At 62.4% G+C, this 14,808-nt stretch carries 14 protein-coding genes; 12 read left to right on the top strand and 2 right to left on the bottom strand.

From position 1 onward, the window contains the following. The first annotated feature begins 93 nt into the window (after positions 1–93). The 6 genes from DXT77_RS12160 (at position 94) to DXT77_RS12135 (ending at position 5,510) form a co-directional block, all read left to right on the top strand. Positions 94–2,007: an ATP-binding protein gene (locus DXT77_RS12160; RefSeq protein WP_119427774.1), complete on the top strand. Its 1,914-nt coding sequence runs from the start codon at positions 94–96 to the stop codon at positions 2,005–2,007. Beyond that, positions 2,004–3,332: a sigma-54 dependent transcriptional regulator gene (locus DXT77_RS12155; protein ID WP_085709473.1), complete on the top strand. Its 1,329-nt coding sequence runs from the start codon at positions 2,004–2,006 to the stop codon at positions 3,330–3,332. Before DXT77_RS12160 ends, DXT77_RS12155 begins: the two co-directional genes overlap by 4 nt. A 20-nt stretch (positions 3,333–3,352) precedes the next feature. Further along, positions 3,353–3,682 (top strand): GlpM family protein, encoded by a 330-nt coding sequence (locus tag DXT77_RS12150; protein ID WP_167443801.1) that lies wholly within the window; start codon positions 3,353–3,355, stop codon positions 3,680–3,682. 121 nt (positions 3,683–3,803) lie between these two features. Then, positions 3,804–4,724 carry an arginase gene (locus DXT77_RS12145; RefSeq protein WP_119427773.1) on the top strand — a complete coding sequence of 307 codons (921 nt, stop codon included), beginning with the start codon at positions 3,804–3,806 and terminating at the stop codon, positions 4,722–4,724. Beyond that, positions 4,721–5,095, top strand: coding sequence for an EamA family transporter (locus tag DXT77_RS12140; RefSeq protein WP_085709470.1), 375 nt, complete (start codon positions 4,721–4,723; stop codon positions 5,093–5,095). The genes DXT77_RS12145 and DXT77_RS12140 overlap by 4 nt, the downstream gene beginning before the upstream one ends. Before the next feature lie 31 nt (positions 5,096–5,126). After that, positions 5,127–5,510: an EamA family transporter gene (locus DXT77_RS12135; protein WP_371856504.1), complete on the top strand. Its 384-nt coding sequence runs from the start codon at positions 5,127–5,129 to the stop codon at positions 5,508–5,510. 45 nt (positions 5,511–5,555) lie between these two features. On the opposite strand, the gene DXT77_RS12130 is transcribed toward DXT77_RS12135, so the two are convergent. Beyond that, on the bottom strand, positions 5,556–6,422 hold the full coding sequence (locus DXT77_RS12130) for a fatty acid desaturase (RefSeq protein WP_119427772.1): 867 nt from the start codon (positions 6,420–6,422) through the stop codon (positions 5,556–5,558). A 67-nt stretch (positions 6,423–6,489) separates the two neighbouring features. Continuing rightward, positions 6,490–7,251 (bottom strand): MipA/OmpV family protein, encoded by a 762-nt coding sequence (locus tag DXT77_RS12125; RefSeq protein WP_119427771.1) that lies wholly within the window; start codon positions 7,249–7,251, stop codon positions 6,490–6,492. A gap of 218 nt (positions 7,252–7,469) precedes the next feature. On the opposite strand from DXT77_RS12125, the gene DXT77_RS12120 reads away from it, so the two are divergent. Genes DXT77_RS12120 through DXT77_RS12095 form a run of 6 tightly spaced genes read left to right on the top strand, consistent with a single transcriptional unit; the run spans position 7,470 to position 14,778 of the window. Then, positions 7,470–8,183 carry an HAD-IB family phosphatase gene (locus DXT77_RS12120; protein ID WP_085709466.1) on the top strand — a complete coding sequence of 238 codons (714 nt, stop codon included), beginning with the start codon at positions 7,470–7,472 and terminating at the stop codon, positions 8,181–8,183. Continuing rightward, positions 8,176–9,570 carry an aspartate aminotransferase family protein gene (locus DXT77_RS12115; RefSeq protein WP_085709465.1) on the top strand — a complete coding sequence of 465 codons (1,395 nt, stop codon included), beginning with the start codon at positions 8,176–8,178 and terminating at the stop codon, positions 9,568–9,570. Before DXT77_RS12120 ends, DXT77_RS12115 begins: the two co-directional genes overlap by 8 nt. After that, positions 9,567–10,448, top strand: coding sequence for a carboxylesterase (locus DXT77_RS12110; protein WP_119427770.1), 882 nt, complete (start codon positions 9,567–9,569; stop codon positions 10,446–10,448). The genes DXT77_RS12115 and DXT77_RS12110 overlap by 4 nt, the downstream gene beginning before the upstream one ends. Positions 10,449–10,490: 42 nt before the next feature. Next, positions 10,491–11,618, top strand: a complete 1,128-nt coding sequence (locus DXT77_RS12105; RefSeq protein ID WP_119427769.1) for a GNAT family N-acetyltransferase — start codon at positions 10,491–10,493, stop codon at positions 11,616–11,618. A 6-nt stretch (positions 11,619–11,624) separates the two neighbouring features. Continuing rightward, the gene (locus tag DXT77_RS12100) at positions 11,625–13,400 is read left to right on the top strand and encodes an ATP-binding protein (protein ID WP_119427768.1); all 1,776 of its coding nucleotides are present in this window, start codon (positions 11,625–11,627) and stop codon (positions 13,398–13,400) included. Beyond that, entirely contained in the window at positions 13,390–14,778 is a 1,389-nt protein-coding gene (locus DXT77_RS12095; RefSeq protein WP_119427767.1) for a sigma-54 dependent transcriptional regulator, read from the top strand. The genes DXT77_RS12100 and DXT77_RS12095 overlap by 11 nt, the downstream gene beginning before the upstream one ends. Positions 14,779–14,808: the final 30 nt, after the last annotated feature.

Here is a 14,808-nt window from a genome sequence, read left to right as displayed (position 1 = left end):
GACTGTAATAGCCTCATCGCGAGCAGGCTCGCTCCCACAAAGGGCCGGCGATAGCTTTCAGGTAAGTGTTGTGGTTGACCCAAGGCATCTGTGATGAAATGCGACCCCAATCTCTATCGCGCAACCACGCCATCACTTGCCGTGAAACCCCGTCTGATCCGCCATTTGTTCCTGCCGCCGCTGATCATCATCCTGATGGTCGGACTGGGTTACGCCGGCTTCTGGATCAGTGAACGCTTCGGCATTCGCAGCCTCAGCGAAAACGGCCAGCGCCAGCTCGAACTGAACGCCCGCGCCGTCGAAAGCGAAATCAGCAAATACACCTACCTGCCCAGCCTGCTGGAACTCGAATCGAGCGTTTCGCAGTTGCTCGACGACCCGACCCCGGAACACCGGCAAACGGTCAACGATTACCTGGAAGGCCTGAACCGGCGCAGCCGCAGCCGGGCCATCTATGTCATGGACACCACCGGCCGGGTCATGGCCACCAGCAACTGGCGCGACGTCGACAGTTACCTCGGCGAAGACCTGTCCTTCCGCGCCTACTTCCAGAAAGCCGTGCGTGGCGAACCCGGACGCTTCTACGGGATCGGCAGCACCAATGGCGAACCCGGCTACTACCTGGCCCACGGCCTGGAAGAACACGGCAAGATCATCGGCGTCGCGGTGGTCAAGGTGCGCATGGAAGCCATGGAGGAACGCTGGCAACGGGCGCGCCTGGAAGCCTTCGTCAGTGATGAGAACGGCATCATCATTCTCTCCAGCGACCCGGCCCGACGTTTGAAATCCGTGGTGCCACTGAGCGACGAGACCAAGGAAAAACTCGCCCGCAGCCTGCAGTACTACTGGTTCCCGCTCAACGAACTGCAACCGCTGGCCCGGGAGACCCTGGCCGAAGGCGTGGAGAAACTCACGTTCCCGGCCAACAGCGAAGTCCTGCCGCAACAGGACCGCGACGAAGAGAACATCAGCTACCTGGCACAGACCCGGCCATTGAGCGACACGCCGTGGAACTTCACCCTGCTCACGCCGTTGCAGGACCTGCGACGCGAAGCGATCAATCAGGGGATTCTGGTAGCAGTCGCTTTTGCGCTGGTGGCGTTCCTGCTGATTGCCTGGAACGAGCGCCGCAAGGTCATCGCCACCCGCCTCGCCGCCCGGGAAGCCCTGCAGGAAGCCAACAATCAGCTGGAGCGTCGGATTACCGAACGCACCGCCGACCTGCGCGCCAGCAATGAACGGCTCAAGAGTCAGATCCGCGAGCGCCGTCAGGCCGAAGAAACCCTGCGCCGGGCCCAGGACGAACTGGTGCAGGCCGGCAAACTTGCGGCCATCGGCCAGATGTCCACCAGCATCGCCCACGAACTGAACCAGCCACTGGCGGCGATGCGCACGCTGTCGGGCAATACCGTGCGTTTTCTGGAGCGCGGCCAGCTCGACGTCGCCAGCACCAACCTCAAGACCATCAACGATCTGATCGACCGCATGGGCCGGATCACCGCCAGCCTGCGCTCGTTCGCCCGGCGCGGTGACGACAAGGGCCGCGCCAGCCTCGGCAAAGCGGTGGACGCGGCACTGCAAGTGCTCGGCGCCCGTGTCGAAAAAGCCGCGCTGCAAGTGCACCGTCAGTTCATTGATGAGCAAGTGCAGATCGACCAGACGCGACTGGAACAGATTCTGGTCAACCTGATCGGCAACGCCCTCGACGCCATGCAGGCCCAACCGCTGCCGGAGCTGTGGCTGGAAGGCGAAGAATTCGACGGCAAATACCGCCTGCGGGTGCGCGACAACGGTCATGGCATCGACGCCGAAGCGCGCAAGCATCTGTTCGAACCGTTCTTCACCACCAAACCCGGCGAACAGGGCCTGGGCCTCGGCCTGACCCTTTCCGCCAGCCTGGCCGCCGCCACCGGCGGGCATCTGGGTGTCGAGCACCCGGCCAGCGGTGGTACCACCTTCGTCCTCAGTTTACCGTTGGTAAGCCCTACTCCTGCCGAGCCAATATGAACAACGACCTTAGTGTGCTGATCGTCGAAGACGATCCCCATGTGCTGCTCGGCTGCCAGCAGGCACTGACCCTGGAAGACATTCCCTGCATCGGCGTCGGCAGTGCCGAAGAAGCGCTGGAGCGGGTCGGCGACAATTTCGCCGGCATCGTCATCAGCGACATCCGCCTGCCCGGCATCGATGGCCTGGAGCTGCTGACCCGCCTCAAGCAACGGGATCGCAGCCTGCCTGTGGTGTTGATCACCGGTCACGGCGACATTTCCATGGCCGTCGGCGCGATGCAGAAAGGCGCATACGACTTCATGGAGAAACCGTTCTCCCCGGAACGGCTGGTGGATGTGGCCCGGCGTGCGCTGGAGCAACGCAGCCTCGCTCGTGAGGTCTCGTCCCTGCGCCGGCAACTGGCCGAGCGTGATTCCCTTGAAGGACGAATTATCGGTCGCTCGCCAGCCATGCAGAACCTGCGCGAACTGATCGCCAACGTCGCCGATACCTCGGCCAACGTGTTGATCGAAGGCGAAACCGGGACCGGCAAGGAACTGGTCGCCCGGTGCCTGCACGACTTCAGCCGCCGCCACACCAAACAGTTCGTCGCGCTGAACTGCGGTGGCCTGCCGGAAAACCTGTTCGAAAGCGAAATCTTCGGCCACGAGGCCAACGCCTTCACCGGCGCCGGCAAACGGCGGATCGGCAAGATCGAGCATGCCGACGGCGGCACGCTGTTCCTCGATGAAGTGGAAAGCATGCCGCTGCCGTTGCAGATCAAACTGCTGCGGGTGTTGCAGGAACGCACCCTCGAACGCCTCGGTTCGAACCAGAGCGTGGCGGTGGATTGCCGGGTGATCGCGGCGACCAAGTCCGACCTCGACGAATCGAGCAAGGCCGGCGAGTTTCGCAGCGACTTGTACTACCGCCTCAACGTGGTGACGCTGGAACTGCCGCCCCTGCGTGAGCGCCGCGAAGACATCCTGCAACTGTTCGAACACTTCACCCAGCAATCGGCCCTGCGCTTCGACCGCGCGCTGCCGGAGCTGGACAACCAGACCCTGTCCAGCCTGATGAGCCACGACTGGCCGGGCAACGTCCGTGAACTGCGCAACGTCGCCGAGCGCTTCGCCCTTGGCCTGCCGGCGTTCAAGAAGTCCGGCGCCGGCAGCGGCGGCCAGGGCCTGGCGTTCGCCGAAGCGGTGGAAGCCTTCGAACGCAACCTGCTCAGCGATGCCCTGCAGCGCAGCGGCGGCAACCTGACCCAGGCCAGCCTGGAGCTGGGCATGGCCAAGACCACGCTGTTCGACAAAGTGAAAAAATACGGCCTGAGCCATTAAGCGAGAACGACGTGGATCTGATTTTCAAAGCCTTTCTGGGTGCGGCGGTGGTGGTGATCCTCGCCATGCTGGCCAAGACCAAAAACTATTACATCGCCGGTCTGGTGCCTTTGTTTCCGACCTTCGCCCTGATCGCCCACTACATCGTCGGCAAGGGCCGCTCGGTCGATGACCTGAAGACCACCATCGTGTTTGGCATGTGGTCGATCATTCCCTACTTCGTGTATCTGGCGACGCTGTACGTGATGGTGGACCGGATGCGTCTCGAAGCTTCGCTGGCCGTCGCCGCGGTGGCATGGCTGATGGCGGCAACGGTGCTGGTCAGCGTCTGGGTCCGTCTGCACGCCTGAGCTGCCGTGCGGGAGAGGGGCTGGCCCGTCCCTTGCATTTACCCCCGAAAGCCCGCCCGGCCGGCGCTCATGTTCGATGAGGCCGGTGTCTGGGAGGGTCTGCCAAGGGTGAATTGCGACCTTGAATATTTTAGATCTCGACCACAGCCTGACCGCTCAGGCGTCCATCACGCGGCTGCTCGACAGCGGCCGCGCCCGGCGCCTGGACCTGCTCGACCTCGGCCCGAAACTGCGGCTCTGGTCCAGCGAACGCACCTTCCGCCGTTTCACCGAACGCTTGCGTGAACGGCCCAGGCACAGCGGCCCGGCACCGGAAATCTTTTTCGTCGGTTCCGGCGACTATCACCATCTGACCCCGGCCTTTTTGACTGACCTGCCGGAGCCGGTGAGCCTGATCCACTTCGACAATCACCCCGACTGGGTGCACTTCGCGCCCCGCCGGCATTGCGGTTCATGGGTCAATCAGGCACTGAAACTGCCGAACATCGAACGCATCGTCACCCTCGGGCCGTGCAGCGACGACCTGCAAAATCCGCAGATCAAGGGCGGCAATCTCGGCGCCCTCAAACGCGGGGTGTTGCAGTTGTTCCCGTGGCAGCACCCGCCATCGAAAGTCTGGGGTCGGGTCGGTGACGGCGCCGGCCATCAGCAACAGGAGAACCTGCTGCACTGGCACAACCTGGCCGATCAGGACTGGACAGCGTTTCTCGAGCGGATGATCGCCAGCCTTCCGACCCAAGCCGTGTGGATCACCATCGACAAGGACGTGCTGGCCAGTGAAGACGCCGCGACCAATTGGGATCAGGGCCAGATGCGCCTGAGCCATTTGCTCCAGGCCATCCGCAGCCTCGCCGCCAGCAAGCGCGTGATCGGCATCGACATCTGTGGCGAATTCGCCCGCCCGGCCTTCAGCAACGCCTTCAAACGCTGGGAGGCCAAGTCCGACCAGCCCCCGGCCGAACGCTGGAGCGAGGCCGATCTGCTGCGCAACTCGGCGACCAACCAGGCGCTGATCGAGTTGTTCGAGGAGCTGTTCCCATGACCTTGACCGTGATTCTGCTGGTGGCGTTTTCCATCGTGCTCGACGTGATCGGCCAGCTCTGTTTCAAGCTCGGCCTGGACCGTCTGCCTGAACTGGAAGGCGGTTTTCGTCTCGGTGCGTTCTGGGGCCAGGTGTTCAACGCACCGCTGTTGTGGTGCGGGATCGGCGCCTACGTGATCGAGTTTTTTGTCTGGCTCGAAGCCCTGTCCCGGGCACCGCTGAGCCTGTTGTTCCCTGCCGCCGCACTGGCCTATTGCGGCGTGGTGCTGGCCGGCAAGGTGTTTCTCGGTGAAACCGTCAGCCGCCGGCGCTGGATGGGCACTCTGGTGATTACGGCGGGCGTGATGCTCGTGTGTGTCGGCCATGCCTGATTCTCAACTGATACTCAAAAGGAATGGCTCGATGGATTGGCTGCACGGCCGCCTCGGCACCGTGGTGCTCTGGGCATTGTTGATCATTCTGGAAAGTGGCGGGCAGATCGCGACCAAGGTCGGCGGCGATCAACTGGGGCAAATGGACTTCACCCTGCAATGGCTGCTCAGCGTCGCCCAGGCACCGGGCGTGCTGGTAGCAATTGCCTGCTACATCGGCGCGTTCTTTGTCTGGATGCTGATTCTGCGGCGCAGCAGCCTGTCCCTGGCGTTCCCGCTCAGTTCGCTGGTGTTCGTCGGGGTACTGCTGGGGTCGTGGCTGGGGCTCGGTGAAGAGATCAGCCTGCTGCACTGGGTGGGCGTGGCCGTGATCATGGGCGGCATTGCGCTGCTGGCCGAGGGCGAGGAAAACTGAGGTGAACGGTCGTGGGAGCCTGCGGGCTCCCACCTTTTTTACGGTTCAATCCTTGCGATGCGCCACCAGAAATCCGAGGCCGTGGGCCACCGGAATATCCTTCACCCCCGCCTCCCGCTGCTGCCCGGCGATTTCCCGGTGAAACGCCTTGACCCGGGTCCAGTGCATTTTCGGCCGGTAGTGATGCTCGGCGTGATAGCCGTTGTTCATCCACAGCAGGTTGTAGAGCGGGCTGTAGGCGCTGACGCCCCAGGCGATGGGCGAATCCGGGTTGCCGCCAAAATGCTCGTAGTAACCGTTGAGCGATGACAGCGCCTGACCCAGATACCAGAACGGCAGCAACACCAGCACCGCCCGCCAGTCACAGATCGCCAGTCCCAGATAGAACGCCACTGTCACACCGATCTCCACCTTGACCCAACGCGCATCGGCGGGACGTTTGCGCTGCATCTCGTCGTAGATCGGCTTGGGGTCGTCGCGAAAAAAACTCAGGAAGGTGTAAGCCCATGGATTCTCGGGCTGATCGTCCTTGCCGCGCTGATAGATCGACAGCGGATCGATGGTCTTGCCATCCGCCCCCGGCCGGTCCGAGTTGCCCCGGTGATGGCGGTTGTGGATATCGCGATAGAGGGTCTGGGAGAAACCGATGGTCACCGACAGCAGCAGGTCAAAGGCACGATTGAGCCACGCCGGAGTGAAGTAAGCGTTGTGGATCTGGTTGTGGGAAATGCTGTTGATGCTCCATGACAGGCTCACCGCGTAAACCAGCGCCAACGGCACCAACGCCCACCAGGACAACGCATGAAAGGCCAGGACCAGCCACACCACGAAGGCGAAGTGGGCCAGGCCGAGGGCCACGGGAATCAGGTCCCACAACGAATGGGCCAGCAAACGGTAAGCAGGGCGAGCCATGAAGAACATCCTGAAACAATGGGTTCGTCACGGCTGTCTGCAAAGGCCAGACCAGTTCCCGTCGGGTTTACTTGAATTTATAGGCGATCGCCATCTGCACCTCGCCCTGATTGGTATCGCCGACGCTTTTGACGATGCTGCTGTCGGCGGCCGAACCGGTCAGGTGAATCCAGCTGGCGCTGGTCACCAGCGACCATTGCGGACCAAGCGGGAACTCGAAACTCTGGGTCAGCGCGATGTTCTGCAGGCCACCGCCGGCGTTGTAGGCACGGATGCCTGACGCCAGGGCTTCCTTGTCGCTGACACCAAAGAACGTGTTGTTCTGCCGGGCGTTGGCGAAATGCGCGGTCAGATTGCTGCTGCCGATCACGCCGCCGCCCAGTGGATAACCGATCTCGCCGCCGACCCGACCAAGCACGCCGCCCTGCCCGCCATTACCGCCGATGGCCTGGCCAACGGAGGCGAATACCCGCCAGAAGTCGGCCGGCGCGTACTGCACGAACCCACCGGCCTCGGCCATGTCCGGCACATCGCGCAAGCCGCGCAGTTCGCCGTTGGAGGTGCGACCCGGCAGGTAATTCACATAAGGGCCGGCGCTGAAGCCATTGGTCTTCAAGGCGCTCCAGGTCAGGCCGTCGTCGGTGCTCAGGCTGACGTCACCCCAGTCCAGATCCAGATACGGTATCGGCCGGGTTTCATAACGGCTGCCACTCGGGTCGTGAGGCTGATAACCCAGGCCCACGCCCGCTTCCCCGGTAATCCCGTCCGCCATTGCGCTGGCCGAAAAAGCGCCCAGCGCTGCGAATAAAAACAGTGTCTTCCTCATCATGAGGCCATTCCTTTAATTGAACATGCGCGCATCAATCCCCGGATGCCACCCACCGCGCAAGCACTCATGTTGTTTGTAGCAAGCTACAAAAATTGTAGCTTCGAATTGCCAAAGCACCTCACCGGCCCCGCCGGCAAGGGGCTGATGGCACTTGGCACAGTCCCTGCTCTACCCCTCGGCAAGCGCACACAGCGCGCTCTGACCAATAGGTAATGCAGATGATTGACTGGCATATCGTGTGTGATTTCGACGGGACCATCACCCGCACCGACGTGATCGACAGCATTCTCGAACGCTTCGCCGACCCGAGTTGGGAAACGATCGAAAACCAGTGGCTGGCCGGTGAAATCGGTTCCCGTGAATGCCTCAGCCGCCAGCTCTCGCTGGTCAAGGCCACGCCCGGCCAATTGCTGGAATTCTTCGACAGCATCGAGATCGATCCGGACTTCCCCGACTTCGTCGACCACGCCATCGGCCTGGGCGCTTCGTTCGAAGTGGTCAGCGACGGCATCGAGCAAGGCATCGCGCGGATTCTGTCGCGCAACTACGTGACCCTGCTGCCGATCCTCGCCAACCGCCTGCGACAGCTCGACCACGAAAGCTGGCGCATCGACTTCCCGCATTCCAGCGACGCCTGCCGCGCAGCGTCCGGCAACTGCAAATGCAAATCCACGCCGGGCAACAAGCGCGTGCTGGTGATCGGTGACGGCCAGTCCGACATGTGCGTGTCGTCCACCGCCGACTTCGTTTTCGCCAAGGGCCGCCTCGCCGAGTACTGCGAACGCAACGCGATCCCTTACGCCCGCTTCGACAGCTTCGCCGAACTCCCGGCGCTGCTGGCCCTGCTGCCAAAGGCCAGCGCGGCCAACGCCACCGCTTTCAACTCCGACACCTTCAATACCGAAACCCAGGAACTCTTCCACCATGTCTGATATTCGAATCGCTACCCAGGAAGACCAGATCCTTCTGGAAAAAGAAGCCAAGTACTGCTCCTACGGCGACACCGTTCACTACATCGAACCGCCGCGCATCTTCAGCCGCTGCGAAGGCTCCTATGTCTGGGACACCGAAGACCAGGCCTACCTCGACCTGCAAATGTGGTACTCGGCGGTCAACTTCGGTTACGCCAACCCGCGCCTGAACAACGCGTTGAAACAGCAGATCGACACCCTGCCGCAAATCGCCAGCCAGTACCTGCACAAAGGCAAGATCGAGCTGTCGGAAATGATCGCCGTGGACGCCAAGAAGAAGTTCGGCCTCGACGGTCGCGTGCACTTCAACGTCGGCGGTTCGCAGTCCATCGAGGACTCGCTGAAAGTCGTGCGTAACGCCAGCAACGGCAAGAGCCTGATGTTCGCCTTCGAGGGCGGTTACCACGGTCGTACCCTCGGCGCCTCGTCGATCACTTCCAGCTACCGCTATCGCCGCCGCTACGGCCACTTCGGCGAGCGCGCCAACTTCATCCCGTTCCCGTACCACTTCCGCGGCCCGAAAGGCATGACCAAGGAAGAATACGGCAGCCACTGCGTGCAGCAGTTCGCCCGTCTGTTCGAGACCGAATACAACGGTGTCTGGGACCCGAAAGTCGGCGCCAGTGAATACGCCGCGTTCTACGTCGAGCCGATCCAGGGCACCGGCGGCTACGTGATTCCACCGATGAACTTCTACAGCGAACTCAAGCATGTGCTGGACCAGCACGGCATCCTGATGGTGGTCGACGAAATCCAGATGGGCTTCTATCGCACCGGCAAGCTGTGGTCGATCGAACACTTCGACGTCAAACCGGACGTGATCGTCTTCGGCAAGGCACTGACCAACGGCCTCAACCCGCTGGGCGGCATCTGGGCCAAGGAAGAACTGATCAACCCGAAAGTCTTCCCGCCAGGTTCGACCCACTCCACCTTCGCCTCCAACCCGCTGGGCACCGCCGTGGGCCTGGAAATGTTCAAGATGACCAGCGAAGTCGACTACGGCGCGATGGTCATGGCCAAGGGCAAATACTTCCTCGAAGGCCTGCAGGACCTGCAGAAACGCTACCCGATCATCGGCGACGTCGATGGCCTGGGCCTGGCCCTGCGCTGCGAAATCTGCGCCCCGGACGGCTTCACCCCGGACAAGGCCACCCTGGACTTCATGGTCGAGGAAGGCATGAAGGGCGACATCGAGATCGACGGCCGCAAACTGGGCCTGATCCTCGACGTGGGCGGTTACTACAAGAACGTGATCACCCTCGCGCCGTCGCTGGAAATCAGCTACCCGGAAATCGACCTGGGCATCGCCCTGCTCGACCGTCTGCTGGCCCGGGCGATGAAACGATGAACACGGCCGGGATCGATCTGGGCGAAGGCGACGCCGGTTTCGTTCTCGGCACAGGGGAGGTCGCGGTGTTGTTGATCCACGGCCTCACCGGCACCCCGACGGAGTTGCGTCGGGTCGCCGTGGGACTGGCCAAGGCCGGTTGCACGGTGTACGTGCCGACCCTAGCCGGGCACTGCGGCGGCAATGCCGACCTGCAGGCCACCGGCTGGCGCGACTGGTACGAAGGCGTGCGCAAGACCTTCGTCGGCATTCGCCGCCAGCACAGCAAGGTATTCGTCGGCGGTCTGTCGATGGGTGCGGTGATGTCGATGTACGTGGCGTCCGAACACCCAGGTCAGGTCGCCGGATTACTGATGTATTCCACGACTTTGAAGTACGACGGCTGGAGCATCAACAAACTGGCGTTCCTCACGCCGTTGCTGATGAAAATCCCGTTCGGCGTGCACATCTGCAAGTTCGAAGAGAAACCACCCTACGGCATCAAGAACGAGCGCCTGCGGGCCATCGTCGAACGGCAGATGAAGGAAGGCCACAGCAGTGAGGCCGGCCTGTTGACCATGGAAGGCGTGACCGTGCGCGAACTGCACCGGATGAACGCCGTGGTGCGCAAGCGCATGCCTTCGATCACCGTGCCGGCGCTGGTGCTGCATTCCATCGAGGACGACATCACCAGCCGCTGGAATGCCGACTATGTGGAACGCAAGCTCGGCGGCGAAGTGGTAAAGATCCTGCTGGACGACTGCTATCACATGATCACCGTCGACCTGCAGTACCGACGCGTCGTGGAACTGAGCGTGCAGTTCATCAACAACCACCGCACCGACCTTGCGCCAACCGCTCATTCCCTGCCAACCGAGGAATACCGGCAGCGAGCGTGAAGCGCCTGCAAAACGACATGCCATGCCGGTTAAGGAAACGACGTGATCACGGCCCAAGCCTTTTCAACCATCGAAGCGATTGATCGCGACGCGTGGAATGCCTGCTTTCCCGAGGAGCTCGAAGACTGGGCCTACTATCGCGCCGTGGAACAGGCCGGCATCGACGGCTTTCACTGGCGCTATCTGGCGCTGTTTGAAGACGACCGACTGATTGCGGCCGTCGTGGCCTTCACCACGGCTTATTCGCTCGACACCACTCTGCAGGGCACCGGCAAGCGCTTGAGCCAATGGCTGCGCAGTTGCTGGCCGGGGCTGTTCGACATTCGTCTGTATGCCCTCGGCTCGCCGGTGGCGGAGCAGTGCCATGTCGGCACGCACCCGTCGCTCGATCCGGCACGTTTGCCGTCACTGTTCGCACGCCTGCTGCACCTGGCCCGCGAGGACGCGGACCAGGCCGGCGTCGGCCTGCTGGCGGTCAAGGATGCTTCCCACCGCAACCCGCAATGGCTCCAGGCCTGTCGCGAGGCCGGTTTGCAAAGCATGCCGGGGTTGCCCGGTGCCGAGCTGCCGATCAAGTTCGCCTCGGTCGACGCTTACCTCGGCACCCTGGGCAAATCCACCCGCAAGGACCTGCGCCGGACCCTGCGCGGTTCGGGCCCGCGAATCGAATGGCGACGTTCGGTGGACGACCTGCTGCCGACCATGATGCGGCTCTATGAAGCGACACTGGCACGCAGCGACCTGACCTTCGAATGCCTGCCGGCGGCCTATTTCCGGCAAGTGCTGGAACACCTCGACGAGCGTGCCGCCTGCGTTTTGTACTGGGTGGACGATGAGCTGGTGGCGTTCAATCTGGTACTGCTGGACGAGCAGCGGCTGGTGGACAAGTTCTTCGCCCACGATCTGGCCCGCACCCGCGAGCACAAACTGTACATGCGCAGCTGGCTGGCGAATGTCGGCTACTGTATTGAACACCGGATTCCGATCTACGCGTGCGGCCAGGCCGGTTATGCCAGTAAGCTGCGCCTGGGCTGTTCGTTCATCGGCAATACGGTGTTTTTCCGCCATCGCCACCCCGTACTCAATCACCTGCTGCGGCTGGTGAAGATTTTCATCCGCCCGGACCTTACCGATCCGGCCATGGCGACTGCGATAAGCGAACAACAATAAGCGAGCATGATGAGCAAAGACCGACGCGCCACCGCCCGACCCTTCGCCCTCTCCGGCTGGAGCCTGCAACGCAAACTGGTGCTGGCGTTCTGGCTGGTCAGCGTGATTCCGACCATGATCGCCGCCGAGCTGGCAGCCACCACCCTGTCGCAGATTTTCGACAGCAACGTGCGGATCTGGCTGCAGGAGTCGACCAAGATCGTCGAGGACGAGATCCGCGAAATCGTGCGCGACAATGCCCGTGCCGCGCAGTTGTTCCTGCGCTACACCCGTCCGCCAACGGACCGCCAGTCGGCCCGGCGCGACAAGCTGACTTCCGACATTGCCGACTCCATGGGCATCGACGTGGTCGCGCTGGTGCGCAACAGCGATCACAAAGTGGTATTCAGCACCGCCGCCGATGACATCGTGCGACAGATCAGCACCGCGCCCAAAGCCGTTCTGCAAACCCTGCAGGTCGGCGGCGTGGCAACCGGCGCCGTGGTGTCGACCTTCGAGAGCGAGCAGGACGGCACCGACTACAAACTGATCGTGGTGACCTACCTCGACAACAGTTTCCTCACCAGCGTCGCCGACGTGCACTCTCTGGACCTACGCCTTTATCTGGCCAGAGACGCCGATTTCTCCGAGATCTTTTCCACCCAGCGCTTTGAAGATCACCCGGCAATCGTTCCGGAAAGCATCGAACAGCAACTGCGCAGCACCAAGCAACCGATCGAACAGTCGACCAAGCGCTACAGCGGTATCTACCGACCGATTCTCAACGAAAACGGCGAACTGCAAGGCGTGGTATTCAGCGGTCTGCTGCGCCATACCACGCTGGTCGGACTGGTCAACCAGAGCAACCTGTTCATCCTGATTTTCATCCTCAGCTCGGCGGCTTCGCTGGCGGTGGGCTGGCTGGTATCGGAGCGCATGACCAAGCCGCTGCGCGGTCTGGCCAAAGGCGTGCAAGCGGTGATCGCCGGGGACTACCGCCAGCGCCTGCCGGTCACCGGCGGCGATGAACTGGCGGAACTGAGCAGCATCTTCAACCACATGAGCGAACGCCTCGGCGAGTTGCAGCATCTGGAGTCGCAACTGCGGCGCCGCGACCGCCTGCATGCGCTGGGCGAAGTGGCGATGGGCCTGGCTCACGAAATCCGCAACCCGCTGGGCATCATCAAGACCGCCACGCAACTGCTGCACCGGCGCGCCGACCTGCCCGAGACCGACAAGCGTCATCTGGAATACGTGGTCAGTGAAGTCAGCCGCATCAACGACCTGATCACCGAATTCCTCGACTTCGCCAAGCCCAGTGCGCCACTGCGTTCAACCCAACTGGCACGGCCACTGGTGGATGAACTGGTGGGTTTCTGCGCCCCGGAACTGGCCAGCCACAACATCGATGTGCAGATCGAGGATCGCGCGCCGGGTGCGACCCTGTATGCCGATGCACGGCAACTCAAACAGGCGGGCCTGAACCTGATCGTCAATGCCATCGACGCCATGCCCGACGGCGGCCGTCTGACCCTGGGCATCCACAGCGATCAACACAACACGGTCATCAGCATCAGCGACACTGGCCAGGGCATCGAAGCGGACATGCTCGAACGGATTTTCACACCGTTCGTCACCACCAAGGCGTCCGGCACCGGGCTCGGTCTGGCCAAAGTCTTCTCGATCATGGAAAACCATGACGGGCGCATCGAATGCGTCAGCGAAAAAGATGCCGGCGCCACCTTCAGCCTGTACATTCCGGCCAACGGTGAAGATTTCGACGAGGACAGCGATGACGCATAACGTACTGGTGGTGGACGACGAGCCCAAGCTCTGCGACCTGCTGGCATCGGCCTTGAGTCAGAACGACATTGCGGTGTTCACCGCCGGCAACGGCCTGCACGCGCTCAAGGTGCTGGAGTCCGAAGACATCGATCTGGTGATCAGCGACTGGCGCATGCCCGGCATGGACGGCCCGCAATTGCTGGCGGAAATCAAGAACCGCTACCCGCAGTTGCCGGTGATCGTGATGACCGCCTACAGCACGGTGAAGAATGCCGTGCAGTCGATGCGCAACGGCGCCTTCGACTACATCGCCAAACCCTTCGACATCGATGAGCTGGACATCACCGTCAGCAAGGCCCTGCAGTTTCGCGACATCCTCAAAGACAACCTGCGCATGCGCGCCGAACTCGACGAACACCAGCAGATCGACAGCCTGGTGGGCGACAGCCCGAGCTTTCGCCGGGTCCTAAGCGCAATCGATTCGGTGCGCGAAAGCAACGCCACCATTCTGCTGACCGGCGAAAGCGGCACCGGCAAGGAAATGGTCGCCCGGGCCATCCACAAACACGGCAACCGCGCCGACAAACCGTTTGTCGCGGTCAACTGCGCGGCGATCCCGGAAGGTCTGCTGGAAAGCGAAATGTTCGGCCACCGCAAAGGCGCGTTCACCGGTGCGGTGGCGGACCGGGTCGGGCGCTTCCAGCAGGCGGACAAGGGCACGCTGTTTCTCGATGAAATAGGCGAAATGCCTTTGGCGTTGCAGGCGAAAATCCTCCGCGCCCTGCAGGAACGCATCATCGAACCGGTGGGCGATCCACGCGAGCGCAAGGTCGATGTGCGGGTCATCGCTGCGACCAACAAAAACCTGCTGGACGCGGTGGCCAACAAGGAGTTTCGCGAGGACCTGTATTACCGCCTCAACGTGTTCCCGATTCCGTTGCCGGCGCTGCGGGAACGGGTCGAAGACATTGCCCCGCTGGCCCGGCATTTCGCCCACACGCTGGGCGCTGCGGCGGGCAAACGCTTCAGCGGTTTCAGTGCCGAGGCGTTGCAGGCCATGGCCCGTTATTCGTGGCCGGGAAACATTCGTGAACTGCAGAACTGCGTCGAGCGCGCGACCATCGTGGCGTCCGGCGCGGAGATTGAAGAACAGGACCTGCCGGCCTATCTGTTTGCCTCACAGCCGACCCAGCCGGGTGCGCTGGTCGCTGAAGGCAGCGTGCCGGCTGACCTGGAAGCGGCGCTGGCAGAAGTGGAAAAAGCCTACATCCTCGCCGCGCTGGCCCAGAGCAATGGCGTGCAGGCTGCGGCGGCGCAACTGATCGGGATTTCCGAGCGCAGCTTCTGGTATCGCCTGAAGAAACTGGGGATTCACGTCGACAAGATCGTCCGCTGATCCGGGCTCCCGGGCCATGCCCGGGAACCG

The organism is Pseudomonas sp. 91RF (assembly GCF_003576265.1).
In the GTDB taxonomy this organism is placed as follows: domain Bacteria; phylum Pseudomonadota; class Gammaproteobacteria; order Pseudomonadales; family Pseudomonadaceae; genus Aquipseudomonas; species Aquipseudomonas kribbensis.
The sequence above is the reverse complement of the archived record's forward strand: the minus strand, read 5'-3'. Positions and strand labels throughout refer to the sequence as shown.

Coding starts and splice junctions, on each gene's coding strand:
- DXT77_RS12120 (WP_085709466.1), top strand. CDS start 7,470: ATGATTGACTGGCATATCGTGTGTGATTTCGACGGGACCATCACCCGC.
- DXT77_RS12140 (WP_085709470.1), top strand. CDS start 4,721: ATGACCTTGACCGTGATTCTGCTGGTGGCGTTTTCCATCGTGCTCGAC.
- DXT77_RS12125 (WP_119427771.1), bottom strand. CDS start 7,251: ATGATGAGGAAGACACTGTTTTTATTCGCAGCGCTGGGCGCTTTTTCG.
- DXT77_RS12130 (WP_119427772.1), bottom strand. CDS start 6,422: ATGGCTCGCCCTGCTTACCGTTTGCTGGCCCATTCGTTGTGGGACCTG.
- DXT77_RS12160 (WP_119427774.1), top strand. CDS start 94: ATGAAATGCGACCCCAATCTCTATCGCGCAACCACGCCATCACTTGCC.
- DXT77_RS12135 (WP_371856504.1), top strand. CDS start 5,127: ATGGATTGGCTGCACGGCCGCCTCGGCACCGTGGTGCTCTGGGCATTG.
- DXT77_RS12110 (WP_119427770.1), top strand. CDS start 9,567: ATGAACACGGCCGGGATCGATCTGGGCGAAGGCGACGCCGGTTTCGTT.
- DXT77_RS12115 (WP_085709465.1), top strand. CDS start 8,176: ATGTCTGATATTCGAATCGCTACCCAGGAAGACCAGATCCTTCTGGAA.
- DXT77_RS12100 (WP_119427768.1), top strand. CDS start 11,625: ATGATGAGCAAAGACCGACGCGCCACCGCCCGACCCTTCGCCCTCTCC.
- DXT77_RS12155 (WP_085709473.1), top strand. CDS start 2,004: ATGAACAACGACCTTAGTGTGCTGATCGTCGAAGACGATCCCCATGTG.
- DXT77_RS12095 (WP_119427767.1), top strand. CDS start 13,390: ATGACGCATAACGTACTGGTGGTGGACGACGAGCCCAAGCTCTGCGAC.